Genomic DNA, 20,552 nt, shown 5'->3' on the forward strand with positions numbered 1-20,552 from the left:
GGTGGCCTGCGGGAGCCGGCCCCGGTCAGCGGCGCGGGGTCACCGCCGTCAGCAGCTCCGGAGCCCGGTTGTCGAGCACGTCACCGGCGAGGTACGCGCCGAGCAGCGCCGCGCCCAGCCCGTACCCGAGTCCCACCGGGGCGGCCAGCCAGAGCCAGGCGTCGCCGAGCAGCGCCGCGGCGATCACCAGCGGCATGGCCGCGACTGCCGAGCCGAGCATCGACAGCAGGGTGAGCAGGCCCTTGGCGAGCCCGGCACCGCTGTTCAGCGCGAAGGGGTTGCTCGTCTCGGGCAGCGAGTACGCCCCCAGCACCGAGACGAGCGAGTTGATCGCCAGCCCGGCCCCGTACGTGGCGAGCAGGCTGCCCACCATCACGCCCAGCCACGCCGGCCGGTCCAGCAGCACCGCGAGGACGACGGCGACGACGGCCAGCATCGGCAGCACGTACACCGAGAATGCGACCATGCGGGCCCGCAGCTCCAGCCGACCCGGCACCCCGGCCACCACGTTGGCCGCGTACGCGCTGCCGTCGAACCCGAACTGGTTGGCCAGGGTGACCGCGGCGAGCAGGCCGACGAAGACCATCGAGATGCTGACCATCACCGGGGAGGAGTCGGGGGTGGCCAGTTCCACGCCGTCCCCGGCCACGAAGCCGGCCCCACCGAAGTTGACCATCACCGGCACGAAGAGTCCGACCACCGCGATCGTGATCAGGTTGGCCCGCCGTCGGGCGTCCCGCCACCAGTAGCGGCACTCCCGGGCCACCAGCGCGCCGAACCGGTCCCGCCGGACCCACCCGAGCGCGCGCGGGAAGAGCTGCGCGACCGCCCCGCCGACCGGGCCGCTGCGGGCCTTGGCCGGGCCGGAGCTGGCCGCCCCGACCATCGCCGACTCCAGCGACCGGGACCACCACACCAGCAGCGCGCCGATGGCCGCCACGGTGATCAGCAACTTCACCGGTACCGCCCACGCCCGCCCTTCGGCCACGTCGAGGCCGACCGTCCACGGAGCGCCGAACGGGGTCCAGCCGACCACGCGGGCCACCCCGGTCAGCCGGTCCCAGTCGGCGTCCTGCACCGCCGCCAGCAGCACGAGCTGTAGCGGACCGAGCAGCGCGGCGAGCGCCGCGAGCAGCACGGCCGCCAGGTCGCGTACCCGCCGGGAGCGCAGCATGGTGGCGAAGGCGCTGGTGATCGCCCGGCTGGCCGCCACGCAGAGCAGCAGCCCGGCGACCACCCCGACGGCGGCGGCCAGGGCCGCCCCCACACCCCCGAGCGCCGCCGAGGTGAGCACCAGTCCGGTCGTGGCGAGCAGCGTCGCCACCGTCGGCACGCTGACCAGAGCGGCGGCGAACAGGCCGGTGACCAGGGTGCGCCGGGAGAGCGGCAGCAGTGCGAACCGGGCCGGGTCGAGCGTCTCGTCCACGCCGAAGAAGACCAGCGGCAGCAGCAGCCAGCCGAGCACCAGCAGGCCCCCACCGAACGCGGCGGTCATCAGCGCGTACCGGGGCTCGTCGGCCAGCCCGGGGGCGGCCAGCAGGAAGAACCCGGTGCCGGCGAACCAGAGCCCGGCGATCACACCACCGACGAAGAGGGCGATGCGCCAGCCCTGGCCCCGGAAGTTGTTGCCCATCACCCGCAGCTTGAGCCGGACGAAGTGACGGGCCGGGACAGGGCGGACCCGCTCGGCGGGTTCCGTCACCGTGACAGCCACGACAGCTCCTCGCCGGTCGCCGTGCGCCCGCCGACCACCTCCACGAAGACCTGCTCCAAAGAGCGCTCCCCGCGCACCTCGTCGAGGGTGCCGACCCGCTTGATCGTCCCCTCGGCGAGGATGGCCACGTGCGAGCAGAGCCGCTCCACGACCTCCATGACGTGACTGGAGAAGACCACCGTCCCGCCGCCCAGGACGTACCGGTGCAGGATGTCGCGGATCAACGCCGCCGAGACCGGGTCCACCGCCTCGAACGGCTCGTCCAGCACCAGCAGCCGGGGACCGTGCAGCAGCGCGCACGCCAGCCCGATCTTCTTCTTCATGCCGGCCGAGTAGTCGACCACCAGGGTCCGGCCGGCGTCACCCAGGGCGAGCACGTCGAGCAGCTCCGCGGCGCGCTGGTCGACCACCGTCGGGTCCATGCCGCGCAGCAGGCCGTGGTACGCCAACAGCTCCGCGCCGCTGAGCCGGTCGAAGAGGCGGACGCCGTCCGGCATCACCCCGAGCAGCTGCTTGGCGCGGACCGGGTCGCCCCAGACGTCCTGCCCGAGCACCAGGGCACCACCGGCATCCGGCCGCAGCAGGCCGACGGCCATCGACAGGGTGGTGGTCTTGCCGGCGCCGTTCGGGCCCAGCAACCCGTAGAACGACCCGGCTGGGACGTCCAGGTCGACGCCCGCCACCGCGATCTTGCTGTCGAACCGTTTGGCCAGCCCACGCAGCTGGAGGGCCGGGTGCGCAGAAGTCATGACCCGAAACTATCCGCTGGTTGCCACCGGCCTCTCCTGCTCAGGGACGATCTCGCCTCCCCCTCGGGGTGCTTCCGCCCGGCGCTCGGCCGCCCCGGCGGGCCGGGTCACGGCCGGCGGGCCGCTGCCCCGGGTGTCCGCCCGGCGCTGGTCCGGCCCCGACGGGCCGGTGTCCCGGTGCCGGGATCACCGTGCCCGGCGTCTCCGGTCAGCGGCGCGGAGCATCCGGCCCACCCGTGCGACGAGTACCGCGCCGCAGCCCAGCGCCGCGACGACCAGCAACAACGTGGCCGTGGGATACAGGTGACCGGCCTGGAGCCAGGAGATGTCCAGACCCCGGTAGAGGTAGCTCACCAACCGGTCCAGCCAGAGCAGGGGCGGTAGCGGGAGCAGGTACGGCAGCAGCCGGGCGACGGTGGCCGGGCCGGGACGACACCGCGCGACCCAGTGTCGGGACCGCTGGACGCCCCGGACCGCCAGGAACCCGGCCCCGATCGTGAGCAGGAGCAGCACGACGTCGATCAGGATCAGCGGGGTGGGCGAGGGCGGCGGGGACACCGTACGGCCCTCGACCAGGTCGACGAGACGCGCGCCGAGATCGGGGGCGTCCCCGTACTGGCTCCCGGCGTTGGCGAGGACCACGATCCCGTACCCGCTGGCCGGGAGCACGGCCTGGTACGCGGTGACGGTGATCAGGCCTCCCGTGTGGTCGACGAGCGGCGCGCCGGACGGTGTCTCGCCGATGGTCCAGCCCATCGCGTAGGAGCCGGTCGCGGGCCGGCGGTGCGTCTCGGCGAGCGCGGCGGCCGAGACCACCGGCGTACCGTCGGGGCCGCGTCCCCGGTCGTTCTGGGCGACCAGCCAGGCGGCCAGGTCGTGCGCGGTGCTCAGCACGCCACCCGACCCGGCGCCGAAGGCCGGCGGTTCCGGCAGGGCGACGGCCATCCCGGCGAGCATCCGGTGGCCCCGCGCCTCGGGGGGCAGGTCGTCGGCGGTGGCACCGGTACGGCTGTCGCCCATCCCGAGCGGCCGGAACACGTGCTGGCGCAGGTGGTCGTCGAACGGCTGGCCGCCGACCACCTCGACGAGTCGGGCGGCGACCTGGTAGTTCGGGTTGTGGTACTCGAACCGGGCACCGGGGTCCGCTGCCAGCCGGGCGGTCCGCATCGACGCGACCGCCGCTTCGAGAGTGCGCGGGGCCGGCGCGCCCGACGACCGGTACGTCAGGTCGGACATGCCGGAGGTCTGGTGGAGCAGGTGGCGCACGGTGATCGCGGCGGCGCGCCCGTCGGCCATCCTGAACTCCGGCAGGTACTCGCGGACCGGCGCGTCCAGCCGGACCCGCCCGGCGTCCACCAGTTGCATGACGGCGAGCGCGGTGACGGACTTGCTGAGCGAGGCGACGGCCATGACCGTGCGGTCGGTGACCGGAGCCCCGGTCGCGGTGTGTCCGTAACCGGCGGTGTGCACCACCTCGCGGCCCCGGGTCACGGCGACGGCCACCCCGGGGATGCCGGTCGTCTCCCGGTAGGCGTCCACGACGGCATCGATCGAGGCGGCGTCGACGGCCGGAGCGGGCGCGGGGCCGGGGGCGGGCGCAAGGGCGAGGACCAGAGCGGCGAGGGCGTGGGTCAGCACCCTCCGAGCCTGGGACGTGGCCGGGGCGTCCCGCATCGGACCGTGGTCCGAGGCGGCGCCGGGGCTCCGTCGCTACGGTTGGTCCCGTGGCACCCTCGGCGAGGACACCCGCGACCGTCCCGCCCTGGCTCTGGCGGGGGGCCTGGATCGCGGTCGACGCGGTGGCCGCCGGGGCCGTGGTGGCCGCGGTGGTGCTGATGAGACCCGTCTCGGGCTGGTGGGTGTGGGGATTGGCCGGGCTGCTCGGGTTGCCGCTGGCGGTCCGCCGGTGGTGGCCGGTGCCGGTCCTCGTCGTGGTGCTGCTGGCCACGGCCGTCGCACTGGTCGTGGGGGTCGGCACCGAGGTCGTCGTGTACGTGGTGGCGGCGGCGCTCTATCCGGTGGCGCTGTCGTCGGTCCGGGCCGCCGCCTGGGGCCTCACCGGCGCGCTCGGGGGCGTGCTGGTGCCGGGCCTGGTCGACGCGTTCGCGACCGGGCTGCCCATCGTCCCGGTCCGGGAGGACGTGGAGTCGTTCTCGACCACGCCGGTGACGGCCACCGGTTTCGGCACGGCGGTCATCGTCGCCTCGTGGGCCCTGGGCCGGGCCGTCCGCACCCGGCACCGGCACGCCGACCAGCTCACCGAGCTGCGGGTGGCGCGGGCCGTCGCCGAGGAGCGGCTGCGGATCGCGCGGGACGTGCACGACGTGGTGGGACACAGCCTCAGCCTGATCACGATGCAGGCGGCGGTGGCGAACCACCTGGGCACCGGGCGGGAGGCCGCGTTGCGCACGATCGAAGAGGCGGGCCGGAGCGCGTTGGACGACGTCCGGACGGTGCTCGGCGGGCTGCGCGGGCAGGGTGCCGCCCGGGACCCCGGAGGGCCACCGGGCCCGGTCGACCTGGACCGGCTCGTCGAGGAGACCCGGGCCGCCGGCGTGGCGGTCACCGTCGACCGGGCGGACCTGTCGCGCGTGCCGGCCGGGGTGCGGGCGTCGGCCTACCGGATCCTCCAGGAGGCGTTGACGAACGTACGCCGCCACGCCCGCGCCACGCGTTGCCGGGTGACCGTCGCGACGACCGACGAGGGGCTCAGTCTCGCCGTGGTGGACGACGGCAGGACACCGGATCGGACCGGCCCGCCCGGTCACGGGTTGCTGGGGATGCGCGAGCGGGCCGCCCTGCACGGCGGCAGCCTGTCCGCCGGCCCGGAGGCGGACGGCGGGTTCGCCGTCCGGGCGACCCTGCCCTTCCCGACATGACCGGTGCGCCCGTCCGGGTCCTGCTGGCCGACGACGAACCGTTGTTCCGTGGCACGGTGCGCCGGCTGGTCGACGCGACACCGGGGATGGCGGTGGCCGGCGAGGCCGGCACCGGACGGGAGGCGGTCGCGCTCGCCGCCGCCCACCGGTGCGATGTCGTCGTGATGGACGTCCGGATGCCCGACCTCGACGGCATCGCGGCCACCGCCCGGATCACCGCCCTGCCGGACCCGCCACGGGTCCTGGTGCTCACCGCGTTCGACCTGGACGACCACGTCTACCGGGCGTTGCGGGCCGGGGCGAGCGGCTTCGTCTTCAAGGACATCACCCCGGTCCGGCTGGTCAACGCGATCCGGACGGTGGCGGCGGGTGAGTCGTTGTTCGCCCCGAGCGTCACCCGGCGGCTCATCGCCCACTCCGTTCCCCGGCGTGTGCCCCGGCGCCGGCTGGACGGGGTGACCCCACGCGAGTGCGAGGTGCTGGCCCTGATCACGCGGGGACTGTCCAACGACGAGATCGGCGCGGCCCTGCACATCAGCCGGGGCACCCTCAAGACCCACATCGGTAGCCTGCTCGCCAAACTGGCGGCCCGGGACCGGGCGCAACTGGTCATCGCCGGCTACGAGGCCGGCCTGGCCGACCCCTGACGGGGCGCTGCCAGGCGTGGCCGATCCCTGAGGGGGAGCTGCCGGGCGGCCTGGCCGATCCCTGACGGGGCGCTGCTAGAGGCGCAGGGACTCGGGGGCGTGCAGGCGGAGCATGGTGGTGGCGACGTCGGCGGGGAGGCGGCGGCGGGAGGCCATCGAGACCGCCACCATGACGGTGAACGCGAGCGGCACCGTCCAGGCGGCCGGTTGGGCGATGAGGGTGGCGGGCCAGCCGGTCAGCGGCGGGCCGACCACGGTCAGCAGCACGGCGGCGACCGCGGCCCCGCCACCGGCGAGGATGCCGGCGGCGGCCCCCACGTCGGTCAGCCCCCGCCACCAGATGCCGAGCACCAGCAGCGGACAGAAGCTGGACGCGGCCACCGCGAAGGCGAGCCCCACCACCTGGGAGACGTCCATCCCCGAGACGTTGAGCGCCAGCAGCGCCGGTGCCGCCCCGGCGATCACGGTGGCCAGCCGGAAGCCACGGACCGAACCGCGGCCGAGGACGTCGGTGGAGATCACCCCGGCGACGCTGGTGAGCAGCCCGGACGAGGTGGAGAGGAACGCCGCGAACGCCCCGGCGGCCACCAGCGCGGCGAGCAGCCGTCCGGTCACCCCGTCGCCGAGCGCGGCACCGGGCAGGAGCACCACCACCGCGTCGGTCTGCCCGGTCACCAGCAGGTGCGGGGTGTAGATCCGGCCGAGCACCCCGTAGAGCGTGGGCAGCAGGTAGAAGGCCCCGACCATGGCCAGCACCACCAGCGTGGTCCGGCGGGCCGCCGCGCCGTCCGGGTTGGTGTAGAAGCGGACCAGCACGTGCGGTAGCCCCATGGTGCCGAGGAAGGTGGCGAGGATCAGCGAGTACGTGCCGAACAGCCCCCGGTCGTCGTCGCCGGCGGTGCTCGGCAGCAGCCAGTCGGCGGCGTCGGTGATCACGCCGGAGACCGCCGGCACCGGCTCGCCGGCGGCGAAGGCCAGCTCGTCGCCGGGGCGTACCTCGCGGGTGGTGCCGTCGGCGAGGGTGAGGGTCGCCGGATGGTCGACCACGACGGTGGTCGCGGTCCGGAACGCCGGCCCGTCGGGCGGGGTCACCTCGGGCCGACCGTCGGCCTGCCACTGCAACACCAGGAAGATCACCGGTACGGCGAGCGCGGTCAGCTTCAGCCAGTACTGGAACGCCTGCACGAAGGTGATGGCGCGCATCCCGCCGAGCGCCACGTTCGCGATGACCACCAGGGCGACGACCAGCGCCCCGACCGGGTACGGCGAGCCGGTCAGCGTGGTCAGGGTCAGTCCCGCCCCCTGGAGCTGCGGCACCAGGTAGAGCCAACCGATGAAGATCACGAAGACGGTGGCGAGCGCCCGCAGCCGGCGCGAGTGCAGGCGCAGCTCGCAGAAGTCCGGCAGGGTGAACGCCCCGGAGCGGCGCAGCGGAGCGGCCACGAAGAGCAGCAGCGCCAGATAGCCGGCGGCGAAGCCGACCGGGTACCAGAGCACGTCGACGCCGTACTTGAGGATCAGCCCGGCGATGCCGAGATAGGAGGCCGCGGAGAGGTACTCCCCGCCGATCGCGGCGGCGTTCCAGGTCGGGCTGACCGCGCGCGAGGCGACCAGGAAGTCGGAGGTGGTCCGGGCCACCCGCAGCCCGTAGAAGCCGATGGCGAACGTGGCCAGGGTGACCGCCACGATCGCCGGCACCACGTACCCGTTCTCCACCTCAGCGCTCCGGTCGCTGGACGAGGTCGGAGAAGTCCTGCTCGTTCCGCTCGGCCAACCGCACGTACGCCCAGCCGACCGCGACCAGGAACGGGAAGGCGGCCACCCCCAGCAGCAGCCACGGCAGGTTGACCCCGGCGACGGTGACCCGGCCGACGGTCGGCGCGATGGCGAAGAGCCAGGGCAGTCCGCCGAGCCCGACCAGCACCACCACGGCCAGTCGCAGCGCCAGCGCGAGCTGGGCCCGAACCAGGCCCCGGACCAGCGCCTCGCCAACCCGGGTCTGCTCGGTCAGCTCACTGCGGGTCCGGTCGGTGCCCCGCCGGGACACCTCGGCGAGCACGATCCGCGCCCGAGCGGGCGGCGTCGGTCGCCGGGGTGCGGGCACGGGGTCGGTGGGGGCGGCCACTGACGCAGTCTCATCGCCCTGCACCGAATGTCAAGACCGGGCAGCAGCCGGGCCGGCTGTGCACAACCTGTGGACAACCGGCCCGGAACCTGTGGACAACCCGGCCGACCTGTGGAGAACGCGAGGTCGGCGGTGAGCGTCCCGGTGGTCGTCCGTGCCCCGTGCGGTCCGCGCGGGTCAGCGGTTCCAGTCCTGCTTGGCGGCGCGGACCAGGCGGTCCTTCAGTTCCCGGGTGTGCCGGCGACTCACCGGGAGCTCGGTGGAGTCGACCACCACCACGTACCCGGAGTTGACCAGCCGCAGCTCGGCGATCAGTCGTAGCTGCACCAGGTAGGAGCGGTGGATCCGGACGAAACCGGCGTCCGCCCAGCGGTCGGCGAGGGTGGAGAGCGACACCCGGACCAGGTGCGACCCGTCGGCGGTGTGCAGCCGCGCGTAGTCGCCCTGCGCCTCCACCCACCGCACCGCCGAGCGGGGCAGCATCCGGGTTGTCCCGGCCAGCTCGACCGGGATGGTGGGGTCGTCCTCGGCCCGGGTCAGTGCGGCCGGGTGGCTCGGCACCACCCGCGCCCCGATCACCCGGCGCAGCGACTCGGCCAACCGTTCCGCCCGGACCGGTTTGCGGACGTAGTCGGTCGCGCCCAGGTCGAAGGCGTCCACCGCGCCGTCGTCGTACGCCGTGACGAAGACGATCGACGGCGGACGGGCGAAGCGGCGCAGCACCCGGGCCAGCTCCATGCCGTCCAGACCGGGCATCCGGATGTCCAGGAACACCACGTCCACGTCGTCGTCGCGGAGCACCCGGAGCGCCTCGGTGGCGTCCGACGCGGTGTGCAGCCGGGCCACCCGGGGGTCGGCGCGCAGGTGGTACGCCAACTCGTCGAGCGCCGGGGGCTCGTCGTCGACCGCCAGCACGCGCAGGAATCCGCCGGTCACGAGCCGGCCCGGACGCCGGGGTGGAACTTCGGGATCCGCATGCTCACCTTCGTACCCGATCCGAGACCGGTCTCCACGACCAGGCCGAACCGATCGCCGAAAGCCGACCGGAGCCGCTCGTCGACGTTGGAGAGCCCGACGTGCTGGCCGGAATCGTCCCCCGGACCGCCGGAATGTCCCGAACCCGGCTGTCCCGGACCGCCGGACCGCCCCGCACCGTCCGACTCCCCGGCCAGCTCGGCGATCCCGGCGGTCAGGGCCGCCGGATCCATCCCCACGCCGTCGTCCTCCACGGTGATGTGGCACTCGGCGCCCGCGTCCCGGGCCTCGATGCTCACCATGCCCGTGCCGGGCTTGCGGGACAACCCGTGCCGGACGGCGTTCTCCACCAGTGGTTGCAGACAGAGGAAGGGCAGCGTCACCGGCAGTACCTCCGGGGCGATCTGGAGCCGCACCTGAAGCCGGTCGCCGAACCGGGCCCGCTCGATGGTCAGGTAGCGGTCGATCGAGCGCAGCTCCTCGGCCAACGTGGTGAACTCGCCGTGCGCCCGGAACGAGTACCGGGTGAACTCGGCGAACTCCAGGATCAGTTCCCGGGCCCGTTCCGGGTCGGTACGGACGAACGAGCCGATGGCGGTCAGCGCGTTGTAGATGAAGTGCGGGCTGATCTGCGCCCGCAGCGCCCGGACCTCGGCCCGGGCCAGCCGTTCCCGGGAGGAGTCCAGCTCGGCTAGGGCGAGCTGGTCCCCGGCCCAGTCGGCGGTCTCCAGGGTGGCCTGCACCAGCCCCGGGGCGGGAGCCTCGTCGGCGACCGCCACCAGCGCCCCGACCACCCGCCCGTCCGGGCCGCGCAGCGGGGCGACCACCGCGCCGCGTACCGGGCAGTCGACCTGGTCGCAGTGCAGTTCCACCTCGCCGAGCACGGTCGAGCGGCCGGCGGCCACCGCGCGGCGGGCCGCCGCGCGCAGCTGGTCGCTGTGGTGCGCGCCGCGCCCGTCGAGGGCGAGCAGGTGGTCCCGGTCGGCCAGCGCCAACCCGACCGCACCCACCAGCGCCCGCAGGTGACGGACCGCCTTCGCCGCGCTGGCCTCGTCCAGTCCGGTACGCAGCGGTGCGGCGGCCAGCCCGACGGTGTGCAGCACCTCGTACGTGGCCCGCTGGGTGGCGGTGGCGATACCCCGCCTGGCGCGCAGCCGACCCACTCCGAACAGGGCGGCCACCAGCGCGGTCACCAGTGCGACGACCGCGAGCGCCGCGGGGACGTTGCCGCTCACCCCCCGATCCTGTCCGGTCTTGCGCCGGCCGCCAAGCCCTCCCGGGCCGACCTCGGTCAGTAGGCGCCCTTGCGGGCGAGCACCACCCCGACGGTCCGCCAGAGGATGCTCAGGTCGTACGCGAGCGACCAGTTGTCGACGTAGTACAGGTCGAGCCGGACCGCCTCGTCCCAGGAGAGGTCGGAGCGACCGGAAACCTGCCACAGACCGGTCATGCCGGGCCGGACCAGCAGCCGACGCCGTACGTCGCCCAGGAAGTCACCGTCGTCGGCGGGGAGCGGACGCGGCCCGACCAGGGACATCTCGCCCCAGAGCACATTGATCAACTGGGGCAGCTCGTCCATCGAGGAGGCACGCAGGAACCGGCCGACCGGGAAGACCCGGGGGTCCTCCTTCATCTTGAAGAGCATGCCGTCGGTCTCGTTCTGGTCCACCAGGCTGGCGAGGCGGTCCTCCGCGTCGACGTACATGGTGCGGAACTTCCAGACCCGGAAGGTGTGCCCCTCGTGCCCCACCCGGGGCTGGCGGAAGAAGACCGGTCCCGGGTCGGAGACCCGGATGGCCACCGCGATGGCCAGGAACGCCGGCGCGAGCACCAGCAGGCCCAGCCCGGCCGCCACCCGGTCCATCAGGTTCTTCACCAGCAGCGCCGGACCGGAGAGGGTGGGCTCCTCGACGTGCAGCAGCGGTAGACCCTCGATCGGGCGGATGTGCACCCGGGGGCCGGCGATGTCGGTGAGCTGCGGCGCGACCACCAGGTCGACGCCGGAACCCTCCAGTTGCCAGGCCAGCCGGCGCAACTCACCCGGCTCGGAACTGGCCGAGCCGCAGACCGCGATGGTGTCCCCGCCGACCTCGCGGACCAGGCCGAGCACGTCCCGGCCGGCGTAGACCGGCACCGGGGTCTCGATGCCGCGCGCGGCGGCGTAGCCGTCGGTGATGTGGATGGCGACCGGCACCAGGCCGGCGGCCGGGTTGCGGGTGACCGCCGCGTAGACCTCCAGGCACTCCGGCAGCGTGCCCACCAGCACCATCCGGTGCGCCGCCTGCCCGGCCCGCCGCCGGACCCCGTGCAGCGCGAACCGGCCCACCATCCGACCGAACAGGATCAGCATGGCGGCACCGAGCAGCGCGGTGCCCACGGTGTACCGGGAGAGGTCCGTCTTGGTGGCGAAGGCCAGGAACGACACGCTCGCGGCCACCGTCACCGACGCCCGGATGACCCGCTTGAACTCCTCCGGGCCGAGGCCCAGGTAGCGGCGGTCGTAGGCCCGGTTGCTCCAGAGGATGACCAACCAGCCGAGCGGGAGCAGCAGGAACGACACCGTGTGGAACCAGGTCGGGTCCTTCTCGGTGTCGGTGAACCCGGAGGCCGCCTGGTCGAAGAGCTGGATGGCGATCCAACTGGCCAGGGCCGCCGCACCGAAGTCGAGCAGCAGGAGGAGGAAGGTGTAGGGCCGGTGCCACCGGGACACCCGGCGGCTGGCTCTCGCCCACGCCGACCGGGGTACGCCGTTGTGCGACGGCGGCGTCGGCGGCTGGATCTCGAAGCTGTCGACGTGCCGCACGATTCTGCTCCGGCCTTCGTTGGTCACCGGGCGCTGGAGGCTTGCCGTCACCTCAACTGTGTCCTCCCGCATGACACGCGCCGCCCACACAGTGAGGGGCCCGGTCGCCCACCGTTACCAGTCTCCCACGCGAGCCCCCACACCGCCGTCGACCCTGAAGAGATGACGTCGATGCCGGGACCGGGATCCGGCCGGCTCCGATCAGCGGGAGCCGGGGACCGGGCCACTATACCGATGGATCGGGGTAGGGGTAGAGCCACGCAGCCGGCGGTGGGGAACCGGGTGGTTGATCTTGGTGGCCGGTCTGTCCCGACGTCACTCACCGTATGATTCGGGACAACCGTCGGTCAGCGAGCGGCTTGCCGCCGGTCTGGCACCGGGGGCAGTACTGGAGGCTGGAACCGGCGAACGACACCTCCCGCACGGTGTCCCCGCAGACCGGGCAGGGCAGCCCGGTCCGGGCGTGCACCGCCAGCCCGGAGCGCTTCTCCGCCTTCAGTTCCGCCGCCCGCTGGCCCACCGAGCGGGTCACCGCCTCCCCGAGCACGTGCCGGGTCGCCTCGTGCAGGGTGGCGAGCTGCGCGTCGGTCAGCCGGTCGGTCAGCGCGAACGGCGACAGCCGTGCCGCGTGCAGGATCTCGTCGGAGTACGCGTTGCCCACCCCGGCCAGGACCTGCTGGTCGGTCAGCATTCCCTTCACCTGACCCCGGCGGCTGCGCAGCCGTTCGGTGAAGGTCGCCAGGTCGGCGTCGAGGGCGTCCGGGCCGAGCCGGGCCACCCCGGGCACCTGCGCCGGATCGGTCACCAAATACGCGGCCAGGCTCTTCTGGGTGCCCGCCTCGGTCAGGTCGAAGCCGGAGCCGTCGTCGAGGCGTACCCGCAGCGCGATCGGGCCCTTGCCGGGACGCAGCGGCGTGGCGGAGGGAAACGACTCCCGGTGGTGCAGCCACCCCGCGCGGGCCAGGTGCACCACCAGGTGCAGGTCACCGTCGAACACCACGTCGAGGAACTTGCCGTGTCGGCCGGCGTCTGTGACCGTCCGCCCGACCGCCGCGCCCGACGGCGGATCGTACGTCTTCAGGGCGCTGATCGCGGCGACCTCCAGCCGCTCGACCCGCCGCCCGACCACCCGTCGTCGCAGGTGATCGGCGAGCGCTTCCACCTCGGGTAGCTCCGGCACTCCTCAACGGTAGCCTTCATACCCGTGAGCGTGAGGAATGAGCTTGCGAGTCCCGCAATCGCGAACAAGAGGCTGGCCCAGTGAAAATCGTGGTGGCGCACAACCGGTACCGCCAGGCCCAGCCCTCCGGTGAGAACACCATCGTCGACGCGGAGATCGCCCAGCTCAGGGCGGCCGGCGTGGAAGTGCTGCCGTTCATCCGCAGCTCCGACGAGATCCCCACCATGCCGAAGACGGCCAAGGCGCTGCTGCCGATCTCACCGATCTACGCCCCCCGGGCCCAGCAGGAGCTGAGCCGGCTGCTCACCGAGCACAAACCGGACGCGCTGCACCTGCACAACCCGTACCCGCTGCTCTCGCCCTGGGTGGTGCGGACCGCCCACCGGCACGGGGTGCCGGTGGTGCAGACGGTGCACAACTACCGGCAGGTCTGCTCCTCCGGGGTCTACTTCCGCGACGGTGCGATCTGCCAGGACTGCAAGGGCAAGGTGCTCGGCGTGCCGGCGATCCGGAACCGCTGCTACCGGGGCTCGACCGTGCAGAGCGCCCTGATGGCGACCACCCTGGCCGTGCACCGCCCCACCTGGCGCTCGGTCGACCGGTTCATCGCGCTCACCTCGCAGATCGCCACCCACCTGCGCGAGTACGGCATCCCCGCCGACCGGATCGTGGTCAAGCCGAACGGCATCCCCGACCCGGGGCAGCCCGCCCCGCTCGGCGAGGGCTTCTTCTATCTCGGCCGGCTCTCCCCGGAGAAGGGCCTCGGCCTGCTGCTCGACGCCTGGCGGCGGCACCCGGACGGCGCGCTCGGCCCGCTGCGCATCGCCGGGGACGGCGAACTGCGCCACCTCGCCGAGCAGGCTGCCGCCGAGCGCGCCGACGTGACCTACCTCGGTTCCCTGGACCGGGACGGCGTGCGGGCCGTGATGGCGCAGAGCGCGGTGGTGATCGCCGCCTCACTCTGGCACGACGTGCTGCCGACCGTGGTGATCGAGGCGATGGCGAGTGGCCGGCCGGTGCTCGGCACCGACCTGGGCGGCATCCCGTACCTGGTCGGCGCGGACGACCCGGCGGGCATGGTCGGCTGGGTGGTGCCCGCCGAGCCGGCCGCGATGGCCGCCGCCCTGCCGGTCGCGGCAGCCGGTGCCGCTGCGCTCTCGGCCCCCGCCCGGCTGCGCTACGAGCGCACCTTCCACCCGGACGTGGTCACCAAACGCCTGATCGACGTGTACGCCGGACTGCGCTGACCGTTCCCGCTGGTCACCAGGTCTGTGGCACGGTACGGCGCGGATCCTCGCGCCAGCCCGTCGATCAACGGGGTGTGCTGCCTCGGGTCACTCAGCCCCACCGCCCCACCGACCGCTGGATCAGGAAGCTGGTTCTATGCGGAACACCTGGCCGCCTCTGCCCACACACCGGCCTATCACCGCCTCCACTCCCTCTGACGTTCCTGAATCTCTCATCCCCACGCATCCCTGACCCTCGATACGCAATACGTATGTGCTGGCCCCGTATGAGCCGGAAGGTTCCACGTGGAACTGGCTGCCTCGTACGCAGTCATCCGCAGGTTCCAGCAGACCGACGCCCGGCCCTTCGGTCAGGGCCTCCAGGCAGCCTTTTCCGTAGTCTGGATGGTGCCACTGAATCCGGTACAGGTCCCCGTGTACATGTTCGAGCAGAGTGCCCTGCGGGGACACCTCGTCACAGGGCCGCTGCACGGCCACGAGCGGCGTATACCGTCGATCCCGCACCCGCCCGTCGGTCAGGCACAGATGGGGGGCGGTGAGCGGGCGGATGCGGATCCAGCGGCCGGCAGGAACCAAGGGCCCCGTAGAGGTGCCGGCTCCTGCCGAAGTGCCCGCCGCATCGGGTGCGGTGGGGGTTCGGGACGCACGTGAGACGGGGCCGGACCGTTCCTGGATATGCCATCCGGTGTCCTGCGCCAGCACCCCCCAACCGGCCGCCAGGAGGCCGACGACGCCCAGCCGCATGATGAGTGTCCGTCTCGGGAGATGCCGGGTTCGCCGGAGTTCCCGTTCGGGGGAACTGTCGGAGCGGAAGGATTCCTTTCCGACGGTGTCCGGGACCATTTCGCCGCCGGGGGCGGAAGCGAGGGCTGCCACGGGAACGGGTGCAGGTCCGGTACTCGCTGACAGGTCGCCAGTCGGTTCCGTCAGGGCCGGGGCGTCATCCTCGGCGAGCCGGTCACGTACCCGTAGCCACCGCTCCACCTGATCGTCAGCTCCGCACGCCCGGACGAAGGCGGAAAGCAACTCGGCCCTGGGTAACGCCGGCCGGCTGAGGGCATCCGCGATGGTGCTCCGCGGCAGCACATCACCGCGCTCGGCCGCCCGCTGCTCCAACTCCCGATAGGTGTGGCCCGACTTCTGCCTGAGCTGGCGCAACGACGCGACAAACTCGGCGAAGGTGCGCGCCTGCTCCGGCTGCGGTTCCACATCGCCCTCTGACATAGCGGCAAGGATAGTAAAAGGTCGATCACTGAAGGTGGTCGCGAGGCTGGCGCTGTCCGGGACACCCTGCCCTCCTCCGTCCTGACCTGCCCGGACAGCTTGGGCCCTGTCCGGATCGGCCGTTGCCCCTTGGCAGGTACCGGACCCGCGACAAGCCTGGGAGAGGTTCCACGGGGGCGGCAAGGGCCGCCCTGCCTGTCAACCCATCGGAGGTCTCCCATGCGTATCCGCTCCACTCTCGGCGCTGGCCTTGTCGGCGTCACTCTCGCGCTCGGCACCATGGCCGCCCCTGCCCAGGCTTCCATCCCGTCCTGGTGCTCGGGCGGCGGCGAGTGGTCGGACGGCAGGAGCTACGGAGCGCGCTGCGACGTCTCCTTCGCCTACTACGCGAGGGTGAGCTGCACGGACGGCAGCACCACCAAGACGGCGCGGGGCGTGACCACCAACGACAACCGCTGGTCGTACGCCTACTGCACCTCGTTCGGCTCGGGATTCCGGATCTCGGGCGTGGGATCCCCGGTCCGGGCGTAGCCCTCGCAGCCGGGTCCTGCACGAAGACCCGGACCCGCCTCAGCGCCTCGTGGTCACGGGCGGCTGCGTGTCGCACGTGATCCGTCATCGCCTGTCCGACGCGCGGTCCTGTTCGGCTGCGCCGGGGCCGGCGCCCGGAGCCGGAGTTTCCGCCCCTGCTCACGGGGTGCCGTCCGGCCCTATCGGCGAGGCGGGAAAGCACCTCGAAAACCCGATCGGCAGACAAGGGAGAACGCACAGATGCTGAGAGCAGGTTCCGACACGCTCGCCCGCTGGGTCCTGGCATCGGACGCGTCGTGTCAGACGTGTCGCCAGATCTCCTATGCCATCTCGGCGGCGGTCGACGGAAAGCTGGAGATGCTTCCGCTGAACCACCCGGAGGTGCAGAGGTGGCGCGAACAGTCGTTCGGTGCCAGCCCGGCATGGGAACCGGCGCTGTTCCGAGTCCGGGGTGCCGAGGTGCGGGCCTGGACCGGCCCCGGAATGGCGGCTCCCCTGGTGCGCCGTCTCGGGCTTCGGTCGACGCTGCGCCTGGTGGTCGCCCTGGGGCAGCTCAAGCATGAGGTCCAGCGCCCGCGGATGTCGGCGCCGCAGACGGCGGGCATGGACCGGAAGCAGTTCCTCCGGTTCGGCGCCGGGATAGCCGTTGCCGGTGGTCTGGTGCTCACCGGACGCACGCCAGCGTTCGCCGAGAAGGCGCAAGCCTCCGCACAGGCCTGGGTGAAAGCCAATCAGGCGCGGCTTCCGCAGACCTATGACGCGCTGATCCAGTATTCGATGCCGTACCGGAAAGAGATCTACCGCGCTGTGTCGACGAAGGTGCGGAGCGATATCTGGGTGACTCAGGTGGACCGGTTCCGCGCCGGCCGTCGGGAGCTTTCCGCCGAGCAGATCGCTGTCCTCGACAGAATCCGTACGGTGTTCGCCGAGGAGCGCACCTTTCTCTTCGAGGACGAGGGCGCCAGTGCGGCCCGCCCGGATCTCGACCAACTCCGCGTGCTGGCCGGGCAGGCATTTGGTCAGATCGACGCGTACGCGCTGCTCGCCTCGCTCGGACCGGTACCGGCGGAGGACGCCGCGATGTTGGGCGTCCTGGCGGTGGACTGCACCTGCAACCTGTCGGATGACTGGTGCTCCGCCGGCGGCTGTTGGTGCACCGGCTGTACGCGGAGTTCCTGGGGCTGCGGCACCGCCCTGCTGAAGTCGTGCAACGGCATGTGCTGCGCCTGAACACACAGTTGTTGTGGAAGCGGGATCGGACCGATCGCCTCGCTTCTAGTCGATATCCCCGTCCGGGGAGTTGGGAGAATTGTCTTGCGTAAGCGTCTGAAGGCCACCATCGCGGTGGCCGGGCTGGCCGCGGCACTCGGTCTGTCCGCCACTCCGGCCACAGCCTCGTCGGCAGCGAGCCCGACGGCCGACCTGGGCACCCTGGCGACGTGCTCGTCCTGGACCAACAGCACGGAATCCATCGCCTACGGTCGGTGCACGAGCGTCTCGGGTGGCGTGCAGTGGAGGCTGGGCGTGATCTGTGACTCTGGCTACTACTACTGGTCGCCGTGGCAGAACCGGGATCTGACGAAGAGCTACGACTGTCCGGGCGTGCCGGGCAAGGTGACCAGCCACTGGATCGACCTCCAGTAGCGCGGGAAGCCGATGGGCTTCCGGAAGCGCCCCGGCGCCCACCGACCGCGCCTCGTCGCCGGCAGGTCACAGCCGGTCGACTGCGGCAGGTGCCGGGCGACAACGGGGGCCTCGCTGCTCGGACCGGTTGGGGCGGGTGTCGTGGACCCTCCCGCCCCAGCCGATCCGGCTGCCCGGCCCTGACGTGGTCGTCCTCGCCATAGGTCGGGCCACTCGGCACATGATCGACGACGAGTCGGAGGCGCCCCGTCTCGATCCGGCGCGGCACCGACTGCCCTCGATCGCATCCGGTGGCGCGCGCAGGGGCGAGACGCCCTGCTCAGCGGAGCGAGGCGCGGGCGGAGAAGGCGATGCTGGCCAGCAGGAAGCCGCCGTTGACGACGGTGAAGGCGACCACCACCCAGAACGTCAGCGCCGGTACGAACGTGAGCACCAGACCGGCCACGAAGATCACCGCGCCGTAGTCGCGGACCAGCTTGGCCAGCCGTACCGGCAGGCTGGTCGAGGTGACCATGCTGGCCGCGTTCGGCCCGGCCTGCATCACCGAGGTGACCAGGTTGACCATCCAGGTGCCGGCGAAGGCGGCCACCAGCCAGACCGGCGTTCCCGGGCGCTGCGCCACCGCCACCGTGCCGAGCGCGGTGACCAGGGCGATCTGGGCGGCCACGTCGCAGAGCACGTCGACCCGCGCGCCGGCCGGGCTGCCCTGCCCGGTCACCCGGGCGAGCTGACCGTCGGCACAGTCCAGGGCGTACGCCACCTGCCAGCCGACCAGCGCGACCAGCCCGACCGCCCAGGCGGGCACCTCCCCGGCGGCGACCCGGTCGGCGAGCGCCACCACGGTCGCCGAGGCGGCCAGCCCGAGCACCAGGTTCATGATGGTCAGCGCGGTGGGCTTCAGCCCGAGACGCTGGGCGACCAGCGCGAACACCGCCCCCAGCCACTGGCTGACCGACTCGCTGAACAGCCCGCCGCCCCGGTTGACCCGGTGGAAGTCGGCGACGGTGGGACGGGACGATTCAGTCAAGGTGGTCGCGGAGTGCACCGGCGTAGTCTGCCAGTCGCTCCCGCGTCTCGGTAGGCGACATCGCCAGGTGTTCGAGGATGGTGTACCGGTCCGGCCGGGTGCGGGGGGCGTACTGCACGGCCTCGACGAACTGCTCGTCGGTCAGCCCCAGCCCGGCCGGGTCGGTGGCCAGCCCGTGCCGGTGCAGGCAGTGGGCGAGCTGGGCGAAGCGTTCCGGCTCGCCGCGCAGGAAGGTGCAGAACAGGGCACCGAGGCCGACCTGCTCGCCGTGTGAGGCGGTGCCGGGATAGAGCCGGTCGATGGCGTGCGAGATCTCGTGGTCGCCGCCGCTGGCCGGGCGGGTGGAGCCGGCCACCGAGCTGGCGATGCCGCCGAGGATCAGCGCCTCGGCGAGGGTGGTGAGGAAGCCGTCGTCGGTGATCGTCCCGGGGTGGTTGACCAGCGCCTCGGCCCCGGTCCGGGCCAGGGTCACGGCCAGCCCGTCGATCGGCTCGTCACGTACCCGGTGGGCGAGTTCCCAGTCGGCGCAGGCGCTGATGTTGCTCACCGCGTCCCCGATGCCGGCCTGGGTCTGCCGGTCCGGCCCGTTCTCCACGAAGTCCAGGTCGACGATGACCGCGATCGGCATGTGCACGCCGTAGGAGCCCTTGCCGCCCTCGTGGTCCAAGGAGGCGGTGGGCGAGGCGATGCCGTCGTTGGCGAGGCTGGTCGCCACGGTCACCATCGGCATGCCGTACCGGGTGGCGGCGTACTTGGCGGTGTCGATGGTCTTGCCGCCGCCGATGCCGACCACCGCGTCGTAGTGGCCGGAGCGGAGCCGGTCGCCCAGTTCGTTGGCCGCGTCGATGGTGCCGCCGGTGACCATGAACACGTCGGCGGAGCCCAGGTTGGGTTGGCACAGGTTGGCGATCTTCTCGCCCTGACCGGGGCCGACCACGACCGCCACGTCACCCCCGGCGGAGATCCGCCTGTCGGCCAGGAGCGGGCCGAGGTCGGCCACCGCACCGCGCCGGACCTCGATCACCAGCGGCGTGTTGACCGTCCGGGCTAGTAGTGGCACGCGATCTCCCGCGCCCGGGTCAGGTCGTCGTGGTTGTCGACCTCCACCCAGGCGACGTCGCCGATCGACGCGGCCCGGACCTCGCCGCCCCGGTCGGCGAACTCCTGGTAGCCGTCCTCGTAGTACAGGTTCGGATCGCGCCGCCAGGTCGCCTCCAGGGCGTCGGCGAGCGCGTCGGCCACCTGCGGCTCGATCAGGGTCGCGCCGATGTACTCCCCGTACGCCTCGGCCGGGTCCATCAGCTTGGTGATCCGGGTGAGCTGGCCGGCGGCGTCGAAGGTGGCCTTCATCTCCTCGTCGGCGAGCTTCTTCACCGTGTCGACGGCGAGCAGGATGCCCGGCCCGCGCTCGGCGAGCAGGGTCCGCTCGACGCTCACCGGGTGCACGGTGTCCCCGTTGACCAGCAGGACGCCCCGGGCGAAGTGCTCCCGCGCCAGCCAGAGCGAGTACGCGTTGTTCCACTCCTCGGCCTTGTCGTTGTGCACGAGGGTGATCGCGACGCCGTACCGCTGCTCCAGGGCCCGCTGCCGGGTGACGACCGCGTCGGCGGCGTAGCCGACCACGATCACGATCTCGTTCAGTCCCACCTCGGCGAGGTTGCGCAGCGCGATGTCGAGGATGGTCGTCTCCCCGTCCACCGGCACGAGCGCCTTCGGCAGCGTGTCGGTGTACGGGCGCAGCCGACGCCCCGCTCCGGCCGCGAGCACCATCCCGATCATCGGCGACATTCTCCCTCGTACGACGTGG

18 protein-coding genes are annotated in these 20,552 nt (G+C 72.6%); 6 read left to right on the top strand and 12 right to left on the bottom strand.

What is annotated here, in order from left to right; genetic code table 11:
* Window positions 1–25: 25 nt before the first annotated feature.
* The 3 genes from AB0F58_RS06030 to AB0F58_RS06040 form a co-directional block, all read right to left on the bottom strand.
* Complete coding sequence (locus AB0F58_RS06030) at window positions 26–1,714, bottom strand: ABC transporter permease (RefSeq protein ID WP_357138519.1); 1,689 nt, start codon at window positions 1,712–1,714, stop codon at window positions 26–28.
* Complete coding sequence (locus tag AB0F58_RS06035; protein WP_357138522.1) at window positions 1,699–2,463, bottom strand: ABC transporter ATP-binding protein; 765 nt, start codon at window positions 2,461–2,463, stop codon at window positions 1,699–1,701. The genes AB0F58_RS06030 and AB0F58_RS06035 overlap by 16 nt, the downstream gene beginning before the upstream one ends.
* A gap of 186 nt (window positions 2,464–2,649) precedes the next feature.
* Entirely contained in the window at window positions 2,650–4,101 is a 1,452-nt protein-coding gene (locus AB0F58_RS06040; protein ID WP_357138525.1) for a serine hydrolase domain-containing protein, read from the bottom strand.
* Between the two features lie 86 nt (window positions 4,102–4,187).
* On the opposite strand from AB0F58_RS06040, the gene AB0F58_RS06045 reads away from it, so the two are divergent.
* The gene (locus AB0F58_RS06045) at window positions 4,188–5,342 is read left to right on the top strand and encodes a sensor histidine kinase (RefSeq protein WP_357138528.1); all 1,155 of its coding nucleotides are present in this window, start codon (window positions 4,188–4,190) and stop codon (window positions 5,340–5,342) included.
* The gene (locus tag AB0F58_RS06050) at window positions 5,339–5,989 is read left to right on the top strand and encodes a response regulator transcription factor (RefSeq protein WP_357138531.1); all 651 of its coding nucleotides are present in this window, start codon (window positions 5,339–5,341) and stop codon (window positions 5,987–5,989) included. The genes AB0F58_RS06045 and AB0F58_RS06050 overlap by 4 nt, the downstream gene beginning before the upstream one ends.
* Before the next feature lie 75 nt (window positions 5,990–6,064).
* On the opposite strand, the gene AB0F58_RS06055 is transcribed toward AB0F58_RS06050, so the two are convergent.
* The 6 genes from AB0F58_RS06055 to AB0F58_RS06080 all read right to left on the bottom strand — a co-directional run bounded on the left by AB0F58_RS06055 (window position 6,065) and on the right by AB0F58_RS06080 (window position 13,072).
* A complete protein-coding gene (locus tag AB0F58_RS06055; RefSeq protein WP_357138535.1) occupies window positions 6,065–7,705 on the bottom strand; it encodes a cation acetate symporter in 1,641 nt (546 codons plus the stop codon).
* A 1-nt stretch (window position 7,706) separates the two neighbouring features.
* A complete protein-coding gene (locus AB0F58_RS06060) occupies window positions 7,707–8,114 on the bottom strand; it encodes a hypothetical protein (RefSeq protein WP_357138537.1) in 408 nt (135 codons plus the stop codon).
* Between the two features lie 177 nt (window positions 8,115–8,291).
* Window positions 8,292–9,050, bottom strand: a complete 759-nt coding sequence (locus AB0F58_RS06065) for a LytTR family DNA-binding domain-containing protein (protein WP_357138540.1) — start codon at window positions 9,048–9,050, stop codon at window positions 8,292–8,294.
* Window positions 9,047–10,324, bottom strand: coding sequence for a histidine kinase (locus AB0F58_RS06070; RefSeq protein ID WP_357138542.1), 1,278 nt, complete (start codon window positions 10,322–10,324; stop codon window positions 9,047–9,049). The genes AB0F58_RS06065 and AB0F58_RS06070 overlap by 4 nt, the downstream gene beginning before the upstream one ends.
* 56 nt (window positions 10,325–10,380) lie before the next feature.
* Complete coding sequence (locus tag AB0F58_RS06075) at window positions 10,381–11,892, bottom strand: sugar transferase (protein WP_357138544.1); 1,512 nt, start codon at window positions 11,890–11,892, stop codon at window positions 10,381–10,383.
* Window positions 11,893–12,211: 319 nt separating this feature from the next.
* On the bottom strand, window positions 12,212–13,072 hold the full coding sequence (locus AB0F58_RS06080; protein WP_357138546.1) for a DNA-formamidopyrimidine glycosylase family protein: 861 nt from the start codon (window positions 13,070–13,072) through the stop codon (window positions 12,212–12,214).
* A gap of 80 nt (window positions 13,073–13,152) precedes the next feature.
* Between AB0F58_RS06080 and AB0F58_RS06085 the strand changes: the two genes are divergently transcribed.
* From AB0F58_RS06085 to AB0F58_RS06100, 4 genes are all read left to right on the top strand, one after another.
* Window positions 13,153–14,319 (top strand): glycosyltransferase family 4 protein, encoded by a 1,167-nt coding sequence (locus AB0F58_RS06085; protein WP_357138549.1) that lies wholly within the window; start codon window positions 13,153–13,155, stop codon window positions 14,317–14,319.
* Between the two features lie 1,443 nt (window positions 14,320–15,762).
* Window positions 15,763–16,074, top strand: a complete 312-nt coding sequence (locus AB0F58_RS06090) for a hypothetical protein (RefSeq protein WP_357138553.1) — start codon at window positions 15,763–15,765, stop codon at window positions 16,072–16,074.
* 240 nt (window positions 16,075–16,314) lie between these two features.
* Window positions 16,315–17,304 (top strand): bacteriocin fulvocin C-related protein, encoded by a 990-nt coding sequence (locus AB0F58_RS06095; protein WP_357138556.1) that lies wholly within the window; start codon window positions 16,315–16,317, stop codon window positions 17,302–17,304.
* Between the two features lie 84 nt (window positions 17,305–17,388).
* On the top strand, window positions 17,389–17,718 hold the full coding sequence (locus AB0F58_RS06100) for a hypothetical protein (RefSeq protein WP_357138559.1): 330 nt from the start codon (window positions 17,389–17,391) through the stop codon (window positions 17,716–17,718).
* Between the two features lie 319 nt (window positions 17,719–18,037).
* Here AB0F58_RS06100 and AB0F58_RS06105 read toward each other — a convergent pair whose 3' ends face one another.
* The 3 genes from AB0F58_RS06105 to AB0F58_RS06115 are packed head-to-tail and all read right to left on the bottom strand — an operon-like array spanning window position 18,038 to window position 20,524.
* Entirely contained in the window at window positions 18,038–18,763 is a 726-nt protein-coding gene (locus AB0F58_RS06105) for a CDP-alcohol phosphatidyltransferase family protein (protein ID WP_357138561.1), read from the bottom strand.
* Entirely contained in the window at window positions 18,738–19,805 is a 1,068-nt protein-coding gene (locus AB0F58_RS06110) for an iron-containing alcohol dehydrogenase family protein (RefSeq protein ID WP_357138564.1), read from the bottom strand. The genes AB0F58_RS06105 and AB0F58_RS06110 overlap by 26 nt, the downstream gene beginning before the upstream one ends.
* Window positions 19,793–20,524, bottom strand: coding sequence for a phosphocholine cytidylyltransferase family protein (locus AB0F58_RS06115; protein ID WP_357138566.1), 732 nt, complete (start codon window positions 20,522–20,524; stop codon window positions 19,793–19,795). The genes AB0F58_RS06110 and AB0F58_RS06115 overlap by 13 nt, the downstream gene beginning before the upstream one ends.
* Window positions 20,525–20,552: the final 28 nt, after the last annotated feature.

The sequence above is a fragment of the Micromonospora sp. NPDC023956 genome, assembly GCF_040639195.1.
In the GTDB taxonomy this organism is placed as follows: Bacteria; Actinomycetota; Actinomycetes; order Mycobacteriales; family Micromonosporaceae; genus Micromonospora.